Annotated in this window: 19 protein-coding genes; 3 read left to right on the forward strand and 16 right to left on the reverse strand. The window is 67.6% G+C overall.

All coding sequences use genetic code 11. The features are described 5' to 3' along the window. The 6 genes from FJ386_06485 to ruvA all read right to left on the reverse strand — a co-directional run. A partial coding sequence (locus FJ386_06485) for a gfo/Idh/MocA family oxidoreductase (GenBank protein MBM3876350.1) occupies positions 1–217 on the reverse strand: 217 nt, incomplete at its 3' end. A gap of 83 nt (positions 218–300) precedes the next feature. After that, positions 301–747, reverse strand: coding sequence for a hypothetical protein (locus FJ386_06490; protein MBM3876351.1), 447 nt, complete (start codon positions 745–747; stop codon positions 301–303). Positions 748–764: 17 nt separating this feature from the next. Next, positions 765–2,225: an arylsulfatase gene (locus tag FJ386_06495; GenBank protein MBM3876352.1), complete on the reverse strand. Its 1,461-nt coding sequence runs from the start codon at positions 2,223–2,225 to the stop codon at positions 765–767. Positions 2,226–2,248: 23 nt separating this feature from the next. Next, positions 2,249–2,899 (reverse strand): DUF1080 domain-containing protein, encoded by a 651-nt coding sequence (locus FJ386_06500; GenBank protein MBM3876353.1) that lies wholly within the window; start codon positions 2,897–2,899, stop codon positions 2,249–2,251. Positions 2,900–3,008: 109 nt separating this feature from the next. After that, positions 3,009–3,716, reverse strand: a complete 708-nt coding sequence (locus tag FJ386_06505) for a DUF374 domain-containing protein (protein ID MBM3876354.1) — start codon at positions 3,714–3,716, stop codon at positions 3,009–3,011. Further along, positions 3,713–4,312, reverse strand: coding sequence for a Holliday junction branch migration protein RuvA (gene ruvA, locus FJ386_06510; GenBank protein MBM3876355.1), 600 nt, complete (start codon positions 4,310–4,312; stop codon positions 3,713–3,715). The genes FJ386_06505 and ruvA overlap by 4 nt, the downstream gene beginning before the upstream one ends. A gap of 375 nt (positions 4,313–4,687) precedes the next feature. Between ruvA and FJ386_06515 the strand changes: the two genes are divergently transcribed. Next, positions 4,688–6,214 (forward strand): sialate O-acetylesterase, encoded by a 1,527-nt coding sequence (locus FJ386_06515; GenBank protein MBM3876356.1) that lies wholly within the window; start codon positions 4,688–4,690, stop codon positions 6,212–6,214. A gap of 28 nt (positions 6,215–6,242) precedes the next feature. Here the strand turns inward: FJ386_06515 and FJ386_06520 are convergent, their stop codons facing one another. From FJ386_06520 to FJ386_06550, 7 genes are all read right to left on the reverse strand, one after another. Continuing rightward, the gene (locus tag FJ386_06520; protein MBM3876357.1) at positions 6,243–7,472 is read right to left on the reverse strand and encodes a class I SAM-dependent rRNA methyltransferase; all 1,230 of its coding nucleotides are present in this window, start codon (positions 7,470–7,472) and stop codon (positions 6,243–6,245) included. 84 nt (positions 7,473–7,556) lie between these two features. Beyond that, positions 7,557–8,675 (reverse strand): flippase-like domain-containing protein, encoded by a 1,119-nt coding sequence (locus FJ386_06525; GenBank protein ID MBM3876358.1) that lies wholly within the window; start codon positions 8,673–8,675, stop codon positions 7,557–7,559. After that, positions 8,672–9,595, reverse strand: coding sequence for a sugar phosphate isomerase/epimerase (locus tag FJ386_06530; GenBank protein MBM3876359.1), 924 nt, complete (start codon positions 9,593–9,595; stop codon positions 8,672–8,674). Before FJ386_06530 ends, FJ386_06525 begins: the two co-directional genes overlap by 4 nt. A 3-nt stretch (positions 9,596–9,598) precedes the next feature. Beyond that, a complete protein-coding gene (locus FJ386_06535; GenBank protein ID MBM3876360.1) occupies positions 9,599–10,057 on the reverse strand; it encodes a hypothetical protein in 459 nt (152 codons plus the stop codon). Positions 10,058–10,126: 69 nt separating this feature from the next. Further along, on the reverse strand, positions 10,127–10,324 hold the full coding sequence (rpsU, locus tag FJ386_06540) for a 30S ribosomal protein S21 (protein MBM3876361.1): 198 nt from the start codon (positions 10,322–10,324) through the stop codon (positions 10,127–10,129). Between the two features lie 121 nt (positions 10,325–10,445). Beyond that, positions 10,446–10,895 (reverse strand): phage holin family protein, encoded by a 450-nt coding sequence (locus FJ386_06545; protein ID MBM3876362.1) that lies wholly within the window; start codon positions 10,893–10,895, stop codon positions 10,446–10,448. A gap of 83 nt (positions 10,896–10,978) precedes the next feature. Further along, on the reverse strand, positions 10,979–11,956 hold the full coding sequence (locus tag FJ386_06550) for a mannose-6-phosphate isomerase (protein ID MBM3876363.1): 978 nt from the start codon (positions 11,954–11,956) through the stop codon (positions 10,979–10,981). Between the two features lie 197 nt (positions 11,957–12,153). On the opposite strand from FJ386_06550, the gene FJ386_06555 reads away from it, so the two are divergent. Together FJ386_06555 and moaA are read left to right on the forward strand one after the other, a co-directional pair. Then, positions 12,154–13,254, forward strand: coding sequence for a hypothetical protein (locus FJ386_06555; protein MBM3876364.1), 1,101 nt, complete (start codon positions 12,154–12,156; stop codon positions 13,252–13,254). Further along, positions 13,251–14,324 carry a GTP 3',8-cyclase MoaA gene (moaA, locus tag FJ386_06560; GenBank protein ID MBM3876365.1) on the forward strand — a complete coding sequence of 358 codons (1,074 nt, stop codon included), beginning with the start codon at positions 13,251–13,253 and terminating at the stop codon, positions 14,322–14,324. Before FJ386_06555 ends, moaA begins: the two co-directional genes overlap by 4 nt. Positions 14,325–14,356: 32 nt before the next feature. On the opposite strand, the gene FJ386_06565 is transcribed toward moaA, so the two are convergent. The 3 genes from FJ386_06565 to FJ386_06575 form a co-directional block, all read right to left on the reverse strand. Then, positions 14,357–15,586 (reverse strand): exo-alpha-sialidase, encoded by a 1,230-nt coding sequence (locus tag FJ386_06565; protein MBM3876366.1) that lies wholly within the window; start codon positions 15,584–15,586, stop codon positions 14,357–14,359. A 104-nt stretch (positions 15,587–15,690) separates the two neighbouring features. After that, positions 15,691–17,136: a DUF1501 domain-containing protein gene (locus FJ386_06570; GenBank protein MBM3876367.1), complete on the reverse strand. Its 1,446-nt coding sequence runs from the start codon at positions 17,134–17,136 to the stop codon at positions 15,691–15,693. 183 nt (positions 17,137–17,319) lie between these two features. Next, positions 17,320–19,161 (reverse strand): ABC transporter ATP-binding protein, encoded by a 1,842-nt coding sequence (locus tag FJ386_06575; protein MBM3876368.1) that lies wholly within the window; start codon positions 19,159–19,161, stop codon positions 17,320–17,322. Positions 19,162–19,181: the final 20 nt, after the last annotated feature.

The following is a 19,181-nucleotide window of genomic DNA, read 5'->3' on the forward strand; positions in this document are numbered from 1 at the left end:
TGTTGGCGCGCAGGTCGCAGATGTGCGTGATCTCGCAGTCCGGCTCGGCGAGGAAGCTGCCCATCACCGAATTGCCGCGCCCGCGCACGCCGATGCAGGCGACGCCGATCTTGCTGTTGGGCTTGGCACTGATGACCGCTGGCGCCGAGGCGAGGAAGATGCTGGCCGTGGCGGTGGTTTTCAAGAATGCACGGCGAGAGGAGGTGTCGGTGTTCATGTTGGGGGGACGTCGGGTGACGGGGGAATAGACGCCGATGCAGCCGCTCGTTGTTCGACGATTCCTGCACAACCGAGCCACGTTCAACGGCCTCGGCTGCTCGGCGAACAACCACGCGCCCGGCGCGCGCTGCATGGCCACCGGCAGGCTCGACAAGCCTGGCGTACCGACCTTCGCCGCGCTTGTCGCCGCCGCGAAGAGGCCGGCGTGCCCGCTGTCGAGTCGTCGAGCCCCTCGATTTCCCAAAGCGTCGCCTTCCGCAGCGCGGGCAGTGCGGCGAGATGTCGGAAATCCGCTGCGCGCAGTTCGATATGCTTGTTGTCGGACTTGCGATGCCCGCCGAGGTTGACCTCGCTCAGGGTGGCGAGCTTTTCGACGGTCAGCCCCGGCAGGCGCGGTTGCTTGAACCGCGCGTCCACGGACTTGAGCCACGCGAGCGCGTCGTCAGCCGGGGCGGCAAAGGCGTATGCGCTGACGAACAGCGAGGCCGCAAACAGTATTGATGGAGCTAAGTTGTGGATGGCTCTCATGAGGCGTGATGGTTACGTCAATTGTCCTTCTCGCCCCAAACTTTCGGCGACTTGAATTCGGCGGACTTGGGGGCGGATTTGGGCGGGACGGCTTGTTTGGCGAGGGCTTCGAGGCGGGTGCGGAGTTCCTTCACCTTGTCGGGGTGCTTGTCAGCGAGGTTGGTTTTCTCGGAGAGGTCGTCTGCGAGGTTGAACAGTTCGATGCGCGGACCGGTTGCGTCGCTTTTCGTTTCGGCTTGCTTGGCTTTCTTTCCCTTCTTCGCCGCGTCGGCGGGCGCGGCGGCTTCATCGCTGTCGGCGAGGTTGCCGCCCATGACGAGTTTCCAGTCGCCCATGCGGATGGCGCCGTTGCGCGGCGTGGTGTTGAGCAGGATGGCGTCGTGCGGTGACTTGGCGCCGGCGGTGAGGACGGGCCAGATGTCGAGGCCGTCGGGTGCGTGCGGTTGTTCGAGCTTCGCGCCCGCGAGGCGCAGGAGCGTGGGGAACCAGTCCACCATGTGCAGTGGTTCGTGGATGAGCGTGCCGGGCTTGATGCGGCCGGGCCACGTGGCGAAGGCGGGCACGCGCACACCGCCTTCGTAGAGCGTGCCCTTGGCGGCGCGGAGCTTGCCGTTGGTCGCGCCCTGCGCGATGGGCCCGCCGTTGTCGCTGGAGAAGATGAAGAGTGTGTTGGCCGTCAGCCCGCGTTTCTCGATGGCGGCGGCGATGCGACCGATTTGCTCGTCCACGGCGTGGACCATCGCGCAGTAGGTGCGGCGCTGCTTGTTCTCGATGTGTTCGTAAAGTTTGAGGTGCTCGGGCAGCGCCTGCAGCGGCGTGTGCGGGGCGTTGAAGGGGACGTAGAGGAAGAGCGGCTTCGCGGCGTCCTGCTTCTCGATGAGGCGGACAGCCTCGTTGCCGAGCAGGACGGTGGCATAGCCTTCGTCGCGGCAGACTTTGTCGTCGCGGTGCCAGTCGAAGCCGCCGTCGCGCGTGTGCTCGAAGTAGTCCAGCGCGCCGTTGTAATGGCCGTATTGGTGCGTGAAGCCGCGGCGCGTGGGCAGATACTCCGGCGCGAAGTGGCCGAGGTGCCACTTGCCGCAGATGGCCGTGACGTAGCCGGTGTCCTGCAACGCCTGCGCGAGCGTGCGTTCGGCGAGGGGCAGGCCGTATTGCGCCCACGGGCGGACGACGCCGACCTGCAAGCCGTGGCGCATCGGGTAGCGGCCGGTCATCAGCGCGGCGCGCGTGGGCGAGCAGACGGGCTGGACGTAGAAGGCCTCGAGCTTCGCGCCGGCGGCGGCGAGGCGGTCAATGTTCGGCGTCTTGATTTCGCCGCCGTGATAGCTCACGTCGGTGTAGCCGAGGTCGTCCATGAGAAGGAAGATGACGTTCGGCCGCGGGGCGGCGGCGGAGGCGGCCCACGCAACACACAAAAGACACGAAAGGCCGAGAGCCAAAGCGAGGGCAGTCGTTGTTGGTTTCATGATGCAGTTCATGCCGGGTAGCGGGTGATTCCCGTTCACTTCTCGGGCAGCGGTTTCACGGAGATGTTGCGGTAATAGATTTTGCTGCCGGGATCGTGGCCTTGGAGCGCGAAGGTGCCGCTGGTGAGCCGGCGCGCGGGCGCGCGCTTCTTGCCTTCGTCGGGCTTGGGTTCGGCGGCGGCGGGCTCGGTCCACTCGATGATGGTCTTGCCGTTGACCTTGGTCGTGACGTTCTTTCCCTGCACGATGACTTCCATCGTATACCACTCCTCGTCCTTCGCGGGCGCGGTGGGATTGTCCTTGATGCCGTAGAGGCCGGCGCCGCGCTTGGGGTCGCCGTGCGAGTTGTTGACCTGCACCTCGAAGCCCTTGCGCGGGAAGCCCGAGTCCTGCCACTCGGTGTGGAAGTAAACGCCCGAGTTCGCCTTCGGAAACGTCATGATGTCGAGCTTGAGGTGGAAATTCTTGAAGGCGTGATTCTGCACCGGCCCGACGTAGAAGAGATGCGAGCGCGGGCCGGACACGACGATCTTGCCGTCCTCGGGCTTGAAGGTGTCGGGGTTCTCGTTGGCCTTCCAGCCATCGAGGGACCTGCCGTCGAAGAGCGAAATCCAGCCGTCCTTGTCGGCGGCGGTGCCGGTGGCGATGGCGAACAGCGTGGCGGCGAGGGTGAGGAGGGGTTTCATGGCTGAGTGGGATTGGCGATGGTGCGGACGCTAGTCGCCCCCCCGGCTGCGGCAAGCCCGGCGCGGGCTGGCTGAAGGCGAAGTGAACTGCACTTGGGCGCCCGCCGGATCAGTCGCGGGTGATGGCGGCCATGCGTGATTCGAGTTCGGCGCGCAGGGCTTCGCGCTCGGCGTCGGCCGCCTCGCGCGGGACGCGCAGCAGTTTGCCGAACGTGACCACACAGCGCGAGAAGGGGAGCGGCACCTGGAATCGGTCCCAACTGCGCGCGCGAATCTTCCATCCGAGCTCATACGACACGGGCACGATGGGCAGGCCGGTGAGCTGCGCGAGGCCGATGATGCCGTCCTGCACGGCGTAGCACGGGCCGCGGGGACCGTCGGGCGTGACGGCGAGGTCGCAGCCCTGTTCCGCCGCGGTGGTCATCTCGCGCAACGCCTGCGGGCCGCGCCGGCTCGACGAGCCGCGGACGGGCGTGACGCCGAACAGCTCGAGCACGCGCGCGAGCATGCCGCCGTCGCGGCTCGCGCTGACCATCGCGGCGAGTTTGCGGCCGGGGCATCGCGCCTGCACGTGGCGGCGATAGAGGATGAGCGAGAGCGCGAGGCGGTTGTGCCAGATGCAGAAGATGGCTCGTTCGCCCAGGCTTTCGACCAAGTGCCCGGAGTCATCGCGCCAGCGCCATCGCAACGTGGCGGCGAGCGCGCTGGCCGCGGACCAGATGAGCCGCGCCACGAGGCGTCCGTGCCACGGCGCCTGCCGGGGAATGACGACGCCGCCGGGAGGCGCTGGCTGCGGTGCGGGCATGGCAGCCGTCATTTGCGGAGCGCCGCCCGGACGAGGTCCTCGATGGTCGCGGACTCGCCGAGGACGGCGAGCGCGGCGCGGATGGATTCGTGGGCGTCCACCTGCTTGAAGCCGAGGGCGACGAGCGCGAGCACGGCGTCGTTGAGTTTCTGGTCGGCGGGCGAGAGCGAGCGGGCGGCGCTGCTGGCTTCCCACGCGCCCGCGGCGCCGATCTTGTCGCGCAATTCGACCACGATGCGCTCGGCGGTCTTGCGACCGACGCCGGAGATGGACGCGAGCGCCTTGACATCGCCGTTCGCGACCGCGCCGCGGAATGCGGTGGCGTTCATGCCGCTGAGGATGTTGAGCGCGATTTTAGGGCCGATGCCGCTGACGGTGTGGATGAGCAGCCGGAAGAGGTCGCGCTCGGCGGCGGTCATGAAGCCGTAGAGCACGTGGGCATCCTCGCGCACGACAAGGTGCGTGAGCAGGCGCACGTCGCCGCCGGGGGCGGGGAGTTTTTGAAAGCTCGAAAGCGGGATGAGCACCTCGTAGCCGGTGCCGTGGACCTCGACGGCGACCTGCGTGGGTAGCGCCTCGACGAGCTTGCCGTGGAGGAATGAAATCATGCTGGCGAGTTGATAGCGGGACGCGAGGCCGAGGACAACCCTGAAGCGCCGCGCCCGCGCTCACATCGGCCGCAGCATTTCGTGGAGCCTGGTGGGGCGATGCTCGGCGGTGAATGGCGTGCGCAAAAACGGTTTCACGCCGGGCGCCTCGGCCCCGGCGTCGGTCCTGGTTGGTCCCATGGGGCAGTCCGCACCCGGCGGACTCAAGCGGCCGCCTGATTTGCCACTGCGACCAACTTCGACTCCGGGCGTCCCGGCATCGCAGGGAAACTAGCGGAAGCGGCGGGGAGGACAAAGAAAAAGTTCCGTGGGCGAACCGGGCTAAATATCCCGCCGCCCCGCCCCGTCCAACGCCCCGGTGAAAGAACCACTCCCATGAAACCAATGCCACTGACTCCCCGAATCCTCGTCGCCCTTGCCGTCTCGATGCTCGCGGCTGCCGCGCGCGCGGATGTGAAACTCCCCGCCATCTTTGGCGACCGGATGGTGCTGCAACGCGACCAGAAAGTGCCCGTGTGGGGCTGGGCCGACGAAGGCGAGAAGGTCAGCGTCGAGTTCGCGGGCCAAAGGGTCGAGGCGGTCGCGAAAGGCGGCAAGTGGTCCGTCTCGCTTGCGGCGCTCAAGGCGAGCGGCACCGGCGCGAAGTTCACCGTCACCGGCAAGAACAGGGTTGAGTTCAACGACGTGCTCGTGGGCGAGGTCTGGTTTTGCTCCGGGCAGTCGAACATGGAATGGAGCATCCGCCAGTCGAAGGACGCCGCGGCGGAAATCGCCGCCGCGAACAACCCGCTCATCCGTCATTTCAAGGTCCCGCATGTGACCGCCGACAAGCCGCAGGACGAGGTCAAGACGACGGGCGGCTGGCAGCTCACCACGCCCGAGCATGCGCCGGGCTTCACGGCGGTGGGTTACTTTTTTGGCCGCGCAATCCACAAGGAACTCGGCGTGCCCATCGGGCTGATCGGTTGCAATTGGGGCGGCACGCGCATCGAGCCGTGGACGCCGCCGGTCGGGTTTCAATCCGTGCCCGCGCTCAAGGAAAACTTCGCGGACAAGCTCGCGAGTTTCCCCGCGAAGAACCCGGCAAAGACCAAGGACGGCAAGGACGTGCTCGACAAGGAGGGCAAGCCGGTGATGAACATCAGCAGCAGCTCGCCGCTCTCGATTTACAACGCAATGGTCCACCCGGTCATCCCCTACGGCATCCGCGGCGCGCTGTGGTATCAGGGCGAATCCAACAACGGCGAGGGCATGCTCTACTTCGAGAAGATGAAGGCGCTCATCGGCGGCTGGCGCGCGCTGTGGAAGCAGGGCGATTTCCCGTTCTACTACGTGCAACTCGCGCCGTTCCGTTACAACAACCCGGAGCGACTCCCCGGCATCTGGGAGGCGCAGACCGCCGCGCTGTCCATCCCCAACACGGGCATGGCGGTCACGACCGACATCACCACGCCATTGGACATCCATCCGCCCAACAAACAGGAAGTCGGCCGCCGCCTCGCGCTGTGGGCGCTGGCGAAGACTTACAACAAGCCCGTCGGTGCCTACGCGAGCCCGCTGTTCGACACGCTCAAAGTCGAGGGCGGCAAGGCGCGCGTGGCTTTCAAGAATGCCGACGGCGGACTCAAGTCGCGCGATGGCAAGCCGCTCTCGTGGTTCACCGTCGCGGGCGAGGACAAGAAGTTCGTCGAGGCGAAGGCGGAGATTTCCGGCAACGCGGTGGTCGTCAGCGCCGAAGGTGTCGCCAGGCCCGTGGCCGTGCGCTTCGGCTGGCACGAACTCGCCGAGCCCAATCTCTCCAACGGCGCCGGATTGCCCGCGTCGCCCTTCCGCACGGACAAGTGGGCCGACGCCGTGATGCCCGCGCCGTCGGCGCTGCCCGCCGCGCCTGCGAAGAAGTAGCGGCCCGGCACCGGTCCGCGCCGCCGCTTCACGCGCGCCGCAGGTAGATGCACTTCAAGTAGTGCGCCTCGGGGAAGGCTGGCGCGTGGTCCGCCGGATGAAACGTGGTGGCAATCTCCACGAACCCGCCGGCCGGACGCCGCGTCGCGTGGCGCACGATTCCGAAGAACTCCTCCGCGGGCATGTGGGCCGAGCACGATGCCGCCACCAACACTCCGCCGGGACGCAACAGCCGCGAGCCTTCCGAGGCGAGCCGCGTGTAGGCGCCGGTGGCCGCCGGCTTGTCCGCCGCGCGCCGCGCGAGCGTCGGCGGGTCGAGGATGACCAGGTCAAAGGACTCGCTTCGCGCCGCGCCGAGCCACTCAAACGCATCCGCCTGCACCGGCTCGTGCCGGCACGCAGCGACCTCCGGCACGTCGCGGTTCAACTCGAAATTCCGCCGGGCCGAGTCGAGCGCGTGCGCGCTGATGTCGAGGTCGGTGACGCTCCGCGCGCCGCCGCGCGCCGCGTGCAGCGAAAAGCCGCCGGAGAAGCTGAACGCGTTCAACACGTCGCGCCCGCGTGCGAGTGTGCCGGCGCGCACGCGGTTCTCGCGCTGGTCGAGGAAGAAGCCGGTCTTCTGTCCGCGGACGATTTCCGCCTCGAACGTCAACCCGTGCTCCAGGAACACCACCGGGCCGCCGGGCGGGCTGCCGCGAAGGATGCGTCCGTCTTCGAGACCAAACTCCCGTGACGCCACGTCCTGCATGTTGCGGCTGAGCCGCAGCACGACGCGAACCGAGGGGAGGGCGCCGCCGAGGAGTGCGGTCAATTCCCCGAGCCCCGGCAGCCAGGCGGCGGTGTAAAGCTTGAGCACGAGCGAGTCGCCGTAACGGTCGAGCACAAGTCCCGGCCAGCCGTCATTTTCGCCGTGAATCCAGCGCCAGCCGGTCGTGCTGGCGTCGAAAAGGGGCCGGCGTTTCGCGAGCGCGGACTCGAGGCGCGCGGCCCACCACGCGCGGTCGGCGTTGGCGGGTTTGCCGGCGTGGAGCACGCGCACGCGGATCGGCGAGTGCGGGTCGAACAAACCGAGCGCGAGAAAGCGGTCGCGACGGTCGAAGATGACCGCGAGCTCGCCCGCGCGGCCGGGGCGGTTTTGCTCGCGGATGCTTTGGTCGAAGACCCACGGGTGGCCCTGCCGGATGGTGTTCTCGGCGGCGGCGGTGAGGCGGAGTCGCAGCCGCGGTTGGGCGGGCTGGGCTGCGATGGATTCCGTCACGCGGCGAGGCTATTCGCGGTGAGGAAGGCTGTCCATCGCGTCGGCTGGCAGCGCGAGCCGTTCCACCTCCCAGCGCGCCCGGCGCTAAACATTGTCCTGCGGTCCGACTTGCTGCAGTTCGGCCTCCGTGAGGTGGTGCTTCTGCTTGAACCCGAGATAGACGAGCCCGCCCACGATGCTCCACGCGAGGCTGCCGGCGAAGGCCAGCAGCGAGAGCGACAGCGCGGCCGTGTGCGGCACGGCAAGGCCCGGCGCGGCCAGCATGAGCACGTAAAGATTCTCGCGCAGCCCGAGTCCGCTCGGGGTGACCGGAAGCGCCGCGATGCAGATGATGATCGGCACGATGACGAACAGTGCCGTCGGCGGCACGCCCAGCCCGAGCCCGTGTGAGAGCGCGAGCAACTGAAGCACGCACAGGGTGTTGAGCGCGAGCGAGAGCGCGAGGCTCTGCGCGAGAAAGGCCGGTCGCGCTCCGAACACGCGGCACGCATCAAGGCATTGCTCGATCACCGCGCCCCTGGGCAGGCGACGCAGCCACTCGCGGGCGCGGGGCACGCCCTTCGACACGCCGCCCCAAAACGCGAGGAACATCAACCCCCCGCAGGCCGCGAGCATCGCAAGCACGAGCCACGACACCGCGCCAAGCCGCCCGTGCGACGAGAGCAGTTCGCGGTTGGGCAGCATCATCACGCTCGCAAAGAGCAGCATGCTGAACAATCCAATGAGCCGGTCCGCGAACACCGTGACGGCCGCCTCGGTCTTCTTGTGGTGCGTCTCGCGCGCGGCGTAGTAGGCCTTCATCAAGTCGCCGCCGCTCGAGCCGAGCAGGAACGAGTTGAAGAAATGCGCAACGAGCGAAATCTCGGTGGCGCGCGCGAACGAGAGGTTGAGCCCGTGGACGCGCAGGACGAGCCGCCACCGGACGACCGAGAGGAAGATCGTCGCCCCCATGAAAACGAGCGAGAGCGCGAGCGGGCCGGGGCGAACCGCGCTGACATTGCGCCAGAGCTCGCGCGGGCCGTGGATCCACGAAGCTTCGAGCCGCTGGGCGCGCGTGAGTTCCTGCCACGCGGGCTGCTGGCCGGTCGACGTCCACGCGAGCTGGCCCTCGTGCCAGAAGATGGTCTGGAAAATCCACGCGAGCAGCAGCCCGCAGACGGCAAGCCGCCACGCGAGGGCCAGAAACTTGCGGGTGGAGTTCATTCCGCCGCGCCTTCGCCCCACAGGGACTTGATGTGCGCCACGCCTCGGCGCAGGTCTTCGGCGGACGTTGCCGGGTGAAGCTCGAAAACCTTGATGTGGTCGCGCCGCACGAACGGCTTGAGCGCGGCGAAATCCACCGTGCCCGCGCCGGGCGCGTGATGGTCCTGCGCGGGAAACGCGACGTCGTGAATGTGGAAGCCCAGCAGCTGCGGCGCGAGCGATTCGAGGTGCATCGCGTGGTGGAGGAAGCCGAGGTTCTCCTTGATCTGCGCGTGGCCGGTGTCGTGCCAGTAACCGATCGCGGGCGAAGTGAACTGGCGGAAGAACAGGAAGAAGTCGTCATCGAGCGGGAGCTCCTCGAGGGCCTCGCGGTTCTCGACGCCGAGCTGGAGCCCAAGACGCGAGGCTTCGGCCGCGACGCGCCCGAGCATCTCGACGACCCGCGCGAACGGCGCTTCCTTGATGGCCTCGCGCCGTTCGAGCAACTCGGCGCACAGGCGGTCATATTTCGGCGAGTTCCTTTCGCCGCGGGCGACGAGTTCCTTCAGGCGGTCCGTGTAGCCGGGCATCGGAAGGCTGCCGAGATGCAGCACGACGAGCCGTGCGCGGACGCGCGCGGCGGTTTCGAGCGTCTTGAGCGTGTGCTTCCACGCGCTGTCGCGCTCGCGGCGGTCTTCGGCGGAGAATTGAAACAGGTTGGGCGCCGGCTTGTTCACGCCGAGCGGCAGCGGGCAGAAGTTGTGGAGCGTGGAGATGCGGATTTCACCGGCGTCCACGGCGGCGAGGATGCCTTCCAGCAATGAGAGCCGGATGCCGTGGCTGAGTTCGGCGAACTCGAAGCCGAGGTCGCGAATCTCGCGAAGCATCGCGCGGCCGTCGGTGTGGCGGCCGGAGTTCCAGCAGGTGGAAAGGGAATACATGGCTTAGTCCCCGTGGCGGGCGGCGGGGGGGGCGAGTCGCGCCAGGAGCGCGCGGTAGCGGGACTCGATCGCGGCGGTGTCCCCCGGCGAGGCGTCGCGGTGTCCGCTGCGGCTGAGGACGGATTTGCAAAATCCGGCGAGCCGCGGCACGAGCGGGACCAGTTCGGCGCCGCCGTTGCCGAGGCGGAATTCGATCACGGCCGCGAAGGAATCCAGCGCGGTGCCGTCACCGAACGCGTCTCGCTCCATCGCCCGCAACGCGGCTTCGACGTAGAATTGAAATCCCCCGGCGCCCATCCACATCAGGTCCTCGGTGAAGTAGGGGGCGTTGTCGCGGAAGAGCGCCCCGGCCTGGTCGGGCGACTTGCCGAGGATGTGCTTCGCCGCGACGCGCTCGTCGGGCGAGTCGAACTCATTGAGGTCCCGCGCTGCGGGCAGCGTCGGGGGCGTCGGGGTGTCCATTGGTCGGAAAACCAAAAAGCCGGATGCCGCTCCGGGAGAAGACAGCATCCGGCTGTGGGAGTTCAAAGGTTAGAGGTCGGCGTAACGGGCCTTGAGCATGGCGGTGAACTTGGCCACTTTCATCTTGCGGCGGCGCTTCTCGCTGGGCTTCTCGAAGCGGCGGTGGTTGCGGACTTCCTTGAGGGTTCCCTCGCGGTCGAGCCGCTTCTTGAGGCGCCGAAGCGCCTTGTCCACCGGTTCGCCTTTCTTGAGCTTGATCTCGGTCAATCGAATGTCACCCCGTTCCTGCTGCACTGGAGCCGCCGCGCCGGCATGGCGCGGGGGCGTCGAGTCAGGGTGCGGAGCGTAGGGGGGGCGCAGGGGGGTGTCAACCGGAAGAAACGGCGTGTCACACGTCGATGACCGGGCCGTTGCCGTCGTCCTTTCGGTTGGGAACTTCGGGCTTCGAGCCACGGCGGGAATCCACGCGCACGCGGGCGCCGCCCGTGCCGGTGAGCGCGTTGAGCGCGATCGAAACGAGGCTGATGACGAGCGAACCCCAGAACGCCGCGCCGAAACTCTGCACCTCGAAGTTCGGCTTGAGCAGCAGTCCCACCAGATAAAGCAGTCCGGCGTTCACGATGAACATGAAGAGGCCAAGCGTGACCAGCACCAGCGGGAGCGTGAGGATCACGAGCAGTGGGCGGACAAACGTGTTCAGAATGCCGAGGAACAGCGACGCGACGAACAGCGCCACCACGTTTTCATAATGGATGCCCTTCACCACGTAGCCCGCCGCAAGCACGGCCACGGTGTTGATGAGCCAGCGCTGCAGGAAAGTCTTGGCTTCCTTGTTCATCAGTTCAGCCGCGACCGGGCGGGCGGCGCGCGGCGTTGGAATCGAATCGCACGGGGCGACGTTGCGGCGGGACGGCCGCGCGTTCAACAGCATTTCCCGGCCGTGGCCCGCAGCCAGGCGGCTTGTGCGGTTGTCGAGAGTGCGACGGTCGTGTCCGCCGGAATCAGGCAAAACTCTCCCGCCTCCCGCCGGACTTCGAATCCGCCGCCGGCGATCTGCAATCGCCCGTCGAGACACGCAATGATGGTCGGGGCCGGGTGGTTCATCGTGAGGTGCGATTGCTCGGTCAGTTGCTCGTGCGCGACGGAGAACAGGTTGTCATTTACGAGGCAACGCCGCAACCGCTCCGGACTTCCGCCGGGCCGACCCGTGACCAGCGCCGGCTCGAAGTCCCCGAAGTCGATCGCCTCGAGCGCCTGCCCGACGTGCAGTTCGCGCGGCTTGCCATCGAGCCCCGGGCGATTCCAGTCGAACACCCGGTAAGTCGTGTCCGAGTTTTGCTGCACCTCGATCAGCACGCAGCCCGCGCCGAGCGCGTGCACACGGCCGCCCGGCAGGAACATCGCGTCGCCGCGTCTCACGGGGATGCGATGAAAACACTCCGCAACGGTTCCGTCGCGGACGCGCCGCTCGAACTCCGCGCGTGTGACTCCGCTCCGGAGCCCGGCGTGGATGCACGCATCCGCGGTCGCCTCGGTGAAATACCACAGCTCTGTCTTGGGCTCGCCGCCAAGCGCGGCGGCCTTTGCGGCGGGCGGGTGGACTTGCAGCGAGAGCGCGTCCCGCGCGTCGAGCAGTTTCACAAGAAGCGGGAAGCGCCCGCCGGCCGGCGCCGCGGCGCCGAGCAGTTCGGAGCCGTGATGCTCCATGAGCCAGCGCAGGGTGCGGCCGGCAAGCGGGCCATTGGTGACCACGCTTTCATCGCCGGGCCGGTCGGAAATCTCCCACGACTCGCCGATGCGCGCGCCGGGCGGCAGCGCCTTGCCATACAAGTCCTGCAACCGGCGCCCGCCCCACACGCGTTCCTTGAAGATGGGCTGGAAAGTGAGCGGGTAGAGCATGGGCGCGCGCCGAGTAAACCGCCCGCGGGCGCGGGAGGGAATCAGGATTTTCCGCCCCGCGAGCGGCGCGGGGGTTTGGACAGGCCGCGGTCCGTGTTGTTCGGTTGCCGTGGCGCGCGGTGCGGCGCCGCCGGGATGCGGGAGACGAGCAACCGGCACTTGCCAAACTCATGTTCGATGCACACACTCCCGGCCCTATGGAAAAGTCGCCCCTTGGTTCATCGCCAGCTTCCGCCTCGCCGGGAGCGCCCGTCGAGCCTTCGATGAAGCAGAAAATGGCCATCCTCGTGCTGGTCGCTGTCATCCTCCTGCTCGGTGTCGCGCTGCTCATGGTCCACAACAACGCCGAGGAGCAGAAGCGCCGCGACGCGGCGACCAACATCGGGCTCTCGAACAACATCGTTGAACTCAAGTCGCTCCTCGAGGCGCAGAAGAAGGTCAACTCCGCGCTCGAAGGCGCGCTCGCGCTCAGGACCGACGAGGCGCGGTCCGCCACAAACACCCTGCTCGCCCTCTCGAACACGTTCGTCACCGTCTCCAACCGCCTCACCACGCAATTGCAAGCCACCAACCAGGCACTCGCGATGACCGCGGCGGAACTTGCCAAGACCCGTTCCGACGCCCAGTCCGCCGCGGCGAAGGCCGCCGCCGACCTGGCGCGCATCAAGCAGCAGAGCGAGGCCGACTTCGCGCGCGCGGCCGCCACCGACAAACAGCGCCTTGAGGAAATCGCGCGGCGGGACGCCCGCATCGCCGAGCTCAACACCAATCAGGAACAACTCGGCAAGCGCATCACCGGGCTCAACGACGCCATCACCGGCCTCAACACGCAAATCGCGAGGACCGAGAAGGAACTCGAGAGCACCAAGGGGGACAAGGAGTTTCTCCTCAAGGAACTTCGCCGCCTCCAATCCGAGAAGGCCGAGCTTGAGCGGCAGATGAACGACCTCGCCTTCCTCCGCGAACAGGTCAAGCACCTCAAGGAGGAACTCTCCATCGCACGCCGCCTCGACTGGATTCGCCGCGGCATCTTCGGCCCCGACGAGAAACGCGGCGCCACGCTGCTCTCCGAGGGCTGGAAACCGCAGGCCGTGAAGACCAACCCGCCTGCCGGCAACGTCCTCAACGTCGAGCTCAAGCGCGACGGCACCGTGAACGTCACCCCGCCCGTCCGGCCCGCCACCAACGCGCCGCCGCCCGCGCCGAAGGGTTCCACCAACCCGCCTTCAGGCAAGTCCGGCACCGTGACCCTCCCGCCCGGCGCGCCGCCCGCGGGCGCCGCACCGCCGAAGAAATGACCGCGTCCGCGCCGTTGGCGGATTCGTTTGGCCGCGTCCTGCGCGACTTGCGGGTCAGTGTCACCGACCGTTGCAACTTCCGCTGCCTCTACTGCCTGCCCGAGACCGAGGAGGCCGCGAATTTCTACCGCTCGAAGTTTGACGCGCTGAACAATCCACGGCCCGCCGCGCCCGTCCCCATCGCGCTCAACTGGAAACCCAAGTCGGAAATCCTCAGCTACGAGGAAATCGCGCGCGTCGTGCGCGTCTTCACCACGCTCGGCATCCGCAAGGTCCGGCTCACCGGCGGCGAACCGCTGCTGCGGCAGGACCTCGAACGCCTCGTCGCCGCAATCGCCGGCCTCGCGGACATCGAGGACCTCGCGATGACCACCAACGGCTTTCAATTCCCGCACCGCGCGGCCGCGTTGAGGCAGGCGGGACTCCGGCGCGTGAGCTTCAGCCTCGACTCACTCGACCACGACAACTTCAAGCGCATGACCGGCCGCGACGGGTTGCGCGCCGTGCTCGCGGGCATCGTGCTGGCGGGGGAACTCGGCTTCGCGCCGGTCAAGGTGAACGCCGTCGTCATCCGCGGCATCAACGACCACGAAGTCGAGTCGCTCGCGGCCTTCGCGCGCGAGCAGCGCGTGAGCTTCCGCTTCATCGAGTTCATGCCGCTCGATTCCGGCCGCGCCTGGCTCAAGGAACTCGTCGTGCCGGGGCGCGAGATTCTCGGGCGGCTGAGGGCCGCATTCGACCTGCGCCCCGTCGAGCCGGCGAACCAGTCCGAGACGGCGCGCCGCTGGGCGTTCGCCGACGGCCGCGGCGAAATCGGCATCATCGCGCCCGTCACCGAGCCGTTTTGCGGACACTGCAACCGCATCCGGCTCACGGCCGACGGCAAGATTCGCACCTGCCTGTTCAGCCTCGGCGAACACGACCTCAAGCCGCTGCTGCGCGGGGGCGGCACGGACGCGGACCTCGCCGCGAAGCTGCGCGACATCGCGGTGCTCAAGGAAGACCGCCACCACATCGGCGAACCGGGCTTCGTCCAACCCGAACGCACGATGAGCTGCATCGGCGGGTGACGTGTGATGCGGTGCGTCCGTTTGAGTTCCACTCACCTCTCCGGCGTGTTCGCGGGGAAGGAATCCTTCCCGTCCGTGAGCCATTCGAGGTTGAAGCGCGCGAGGGTGAGCGAGCCGGTCTTGTAAATGTTCGCGCCGTCGGTGCTGCCGCGCTCGTAGAAGAGCAGGATGGTGCCGTCGTTTGCCACGGCGAGGTCGCTGTAGCCGCTGAAGCCCGGCTCCACGGTCTTGCTCAACGGCCACGTCGTGGCCTCGTCGTAGCTGAGTTTCACGGAGACGTTTTTCCGGTCGCGGTTTTTGCCGGGCGCTTCCTTGCCGTCGGCGCGGGAGAGGTTGTGCGGGTTGGAGAAGAGCAGGCGGTTCTTCGCGGGCGCTTCGCTGAGGCGGATCATGCTGGCCATGCAGATGGGTTCGAGCAGTTGGTCGTGGAACTGCGGTTTGGTCCAGCCGGTCGCGCCGTTGCGGCTGGTGGTGAGCAGGCGGCGGTTGGGTTTCGATTCGCTCCGCATGTTCAAGAGCACCCGGCCGTCGGCGAGTTGCACGGCGCAGGTTTCATTGGGGATGTTCCACTCGCCCTCGTTCGGACCGGCAATCTCGCCGCGCGTCCATGTGCGCCCGAGGTCGTCGCTGTAGATGACCGATGTGACGGATGGCCGGTGCGCGTGGCCGCCGGTGCCGGTGGAAATCCACACGGGCACAAGCAGGCGTCCGTGCCGGAGCTGGATGCCGTGGCCGGGACCGGTGGCGAGCACCTTCCAGTCATACTCGGGGCGGAACGTGTCGAACGACGCGGTGATTTCGACGGGCTTGCTCCACGTGACGCCGTCGTCGTCGGTGCGAATGTAAAAGCAGCGCGCGTATTCGAGGCAGAAGAGAAAATGCACCGCACCGTCGCGGTCGGGGATGGCGACGGGGTTGTTGTAAGTGACCTCGCCGTCCGTCGCGAGTCGCTGCGCGAGGGCGACGGGGTTCTTGGCCTTGGGGCCGGGCACGTCGGCGATCTTCACGCGCGGCTGCCAGCTCGCGCCGTTGTTGGTGGAGCGGCGGAGCAGGATGTCGATCGTGCCCCAGTCGCCGCGGTCGCTTTTGCGCGCCTCGCAATAGGCCAGCACGGTGGCGCGCTTCGTGGTCACGATGCCGGGGATTCGGTAGAGCGCGTAACCGTCCTTGGCCGCCTCGAAGAGGTCCACCTTCTCGATGAACGGCGCGGCGGCGGGCGAACGGAAGGGAGCCGCAGTAAGGAGAAACGCGACAATCAACAGCCCCGCGCAGGATTCCGGGGAGGAACGTGTCACGCCGCGACATGTCGCCGCTTGCGGCGCGATGGCCGCCACCGTCGCGCGACGTTGCGGCTCGGCGGGCAGGTTCACGCCACAAGCTCCCGCATCACATTCCCGCTCACGTCCGTGAGCCGGAAGTCACGCCCCGCGTAGCGATACGTGAGGCGCTCGTGGTCGAACCCGAGCAGGTGGAGCATCGTCGCGTGCAGGTCGTGGACGCTCGCCTTGTTCTCGACCGCCTTGAATCCAAACTCGTCCGTCGCTCCATACGCGGTGCCACCCTTCACGCCGCCGCCGGCCATCCACACGCTGAAGCCGTAGTGGTTGTGGTCGCGGCCGAGCTTGGACGTGCCGTTGTTGTTGAGCTCGACCGTGGGCGTGCGGCCGAATTCGCCGCCGAAGAGGATCAGGGTCTCGTCGAGCATGCCGCGCTGCTTGAGGTCGGCGATGAGCGCGCCGATGGGCTGGTCGATTTCCTTCGCGAGCTTGCTGTGGTTGGCCTGGATGTTCTCGTGGTTGTCCCACGGCTGCCCCGCGCCGTGCCAGAGCTGGATGAACCGCACGCCGCGCTCGAGCAACCGCCGGGCGATGAGCGTCTGCCGCGCGTGAATGCCCTCGCCATACATCGCGCGCACGTGCTCGGGCTCGCGCGTCACGTCGAAGGCGTCCGCCGCCTCCATCTGCATCCGATACGCGAGCTCGAAAGACTGGATGCGCGCCTCGATCAGCGAGTCGCGCCCGCGCGCGGCGAGATGCTCGGAGTTGAGCCGCGCGAGCAGGTCGAGTTGCTGGCGCTGCTCCTTCAACGTCGCGTGGCCGCTGCGGATGTTTTCGATGAGCTTGTCGAGTTGCGTGAACTGCGAGTCAATGAACGTGCCTTGGAACACGCCCGGCAGAAATCCCGCGCTCCAGTTGTCGGCGTCCTTGATGGGGAAGCCGCGCGGACACATCACGATGAAGGCGGGAAGGTTCTGGTTTTCCGAGCCGAGCCCGTAAGTGACCCACGCGCCGACGCTCGGTCGGCTCTGCACGGAGTCGCCGCAATTCATGAGCATGAGCGACGGCTCGTGATTCGGCACCTCGGCGTGCATCGAGCGGACCACGGCGAGTTCGTCCGCGTGCCGCGCGATGTTGGGGAAGATGTCGCTGATCTCGAGCCCGCTGCGACCGTGCGGCGCAAACTTGAACGGCGTCGGAAACGCCATCCCCGTCTTGCGCTCGGTGCGGAGGTTCTCGTAAGGCAGCGCCCTGCCGGCGTGGACGGCGAGCGCGGGCTTCGGGTCGAACGTGTCCACGTGCGACGGCCCGCCGTTGAGGAAGAAATGAATGACGCGCTTCGCCCTGCCCGTGAAGTGTGGCGCGCGCGGGACGAGCGGGCTCGCTGTGGGCGCTGCAGCCGTTGCGGTTGCCGCGGCGCCGTTCTCGGCGAGCAACGACGCGAGCCCGAGCGTGCCGAAGCCCATCCCGCAGCGCGCGAGGAACTCGCGCCGCGGAATCAACGCCGCAGTCGGCGGTGGTGTGGCGCGGGGCATCGTGGACCCTTGGTAATCCGCCACGCGCGGAATGGCAAGGGCGGCGGATGCTCACCGCTGCCTTGTCCTAATCGTGATCTTGATCCTAATCTCGGGGTTCATGCCGGTTCAGGCCGGAAGATCAGGATTACGATTAGGACTAGGAACTGCCGCCACGCGCGTGAACCCTTCGCGCTCGCGCGGTTACTCCAACGCCGTCTGCCCGCTCACCACGCGCGCGTAATAGCCGCCCGTGCGGCGTAGTTCCTCGGGGGTTCCGTTCTCCGTCACGCGGCCGCCTTCGAGCACGATCACCCGGTTCACGCGCTTGATCGTCGGGAGGCGGTGCGCGACGAGGAGCGTGGTGCGGTTGGCCATCAACGTGTGCAGCGCCTCGACGACGAGCGCCTCGCTTTCGGCGTCGAGCGCGCTCGTGGGTTCGTCGAGCAACAGCACGGGCGCGTCCTTGAGGAAGGCGCGCGCGAGGTTGATGCGCTGGCGCTCGCCGACGCTGAGCTTGATGGCGCCCTCGCCGACGGGGGTGTGGTAGCGCGCGGGCATCGCCTCGATGAAGAGGTGCGCGTTGGCGGCCTGCGCGGCGGCGATGACCTCGTCGCGCGTCGCGCCCGGCCGGCCGCAGGCGATGTTCTCGTAGATGGTGGTGGGGAGCAGGAACGGCTCCTGCATCACCACGGCCACGTGCGAGCGAAGGTCCTTGAGCACGAGCGAGCGCAGGTCCGCGCCGTCGAGTTTCACGTGGCCGCGCGCGGGGTCGAAGAACCGTGGCACGAGATTCAGCAGCGTGGTTTTGCCCGCGCCGCTCGGGCCGGTGATGGCGACAGATTCGCCGGGCCGCACGGTGAAGGACACGTCCTGCAACACCGGCTTGGCATCGAAGGCGAAGGTGACGCGGTCGAACTCGATCCCGCCGGTGACGATGAACGAATCCTTGGTGAGATGCGCCGTCTGGCTGAGCGTGCGCGAGATGCCGGCGAAGGCCGTCGCACCCTTGCGGACGACGGGCCGGGCGTCGGGCGCATCCCTGAGCTCGCCGGGCATGTCGAGGATTTCGAAGACCCGGCGCGCGGCTGCGCCCGCGGTGGCGACGGTGGCGCCGACATGCGCGAGCTGGTTTACGGGCTCGTAGAGCTGCGCGAGATACGCGAGGAAGACGAGGAGCTGGCCGACGGTCAGGTTGCCCGCGAGCACCTGGCGCGCGCCAACCCACGTGATGAGCGCGATGCCCACGCCGAAGATGGCCGCGACCGCAAGCCCGTAGGAGACCTCCCAGCCGTGCTGGGCAAGGCGGCGTTCCTGCGCGTTGAACGTCCGCGTGCGGAACTCGCGCGCCTGCAGTTCCTCGAGCGTGTAACCCTGCGTGAGCGGCATGGCGGCAAGCCCCTGCTGCACCGCGCTGGTGACTTCGCTGTCGGCCTGTTGCGCCTCGGCGCCGCGCGCGGCCATGTGCGGGCCGATCTTGCGCATCACATAATACAGCACCGGCCCGATGAGCACCGCGATGAGCGTGAGCAGCGTGTTCGTGCGCAGCATCACCGCCAGCATCAGCGCCAGCGTGAGCGCCGCGCCCGCGGTCGTCACCACGCCTTGCTGGAACAGCGTCTGAAACGAATAGGTGTCCCATGACGCGCGCTGGATCAGGTCGCCGCTCTTGGAGCCGGAGTGAAACCGCAGCGAGAGCCGGTGCAGCGCGGTGAACATCTCCTCCCGCACGCGCCGGAGGCCCGCGAGTCCGACGCGGATCGAGGCGAAGTGCGCCGCCGCCGCCACCGCGCCCTGGGAAAAATGCACCAGCACCACCGCGGCCGCGAGCAGCGCGATGAGCCCCTCGCGGCTGGTGACGACGCCGAACGGGCCGAAGTCGAACCGCGGGTTCACGGACGCGTCGAGCACCTCGTCCACGATGAACGCGAGGGGCCAGGGCTTGAGCAGGTTGAGCAGCACGCCGCCCGTGAGCAGCAGGAGCACCTGCCTGATCGCCCGCACATCGGGCTCGAAAAACCGCCAGGATCGCACAACCAAATCCATCGCGCTGCGCAGTGTAGGGG

This window comes from Verrucomicrobiota bacterium (assembly GCA_016871675.1).
Classification (GTDB): domain Bacteria; phylum Verrucomicrobiota; class Verrucomicrobiia; order Limisphaerales; family VHCN01; genus VHCN01.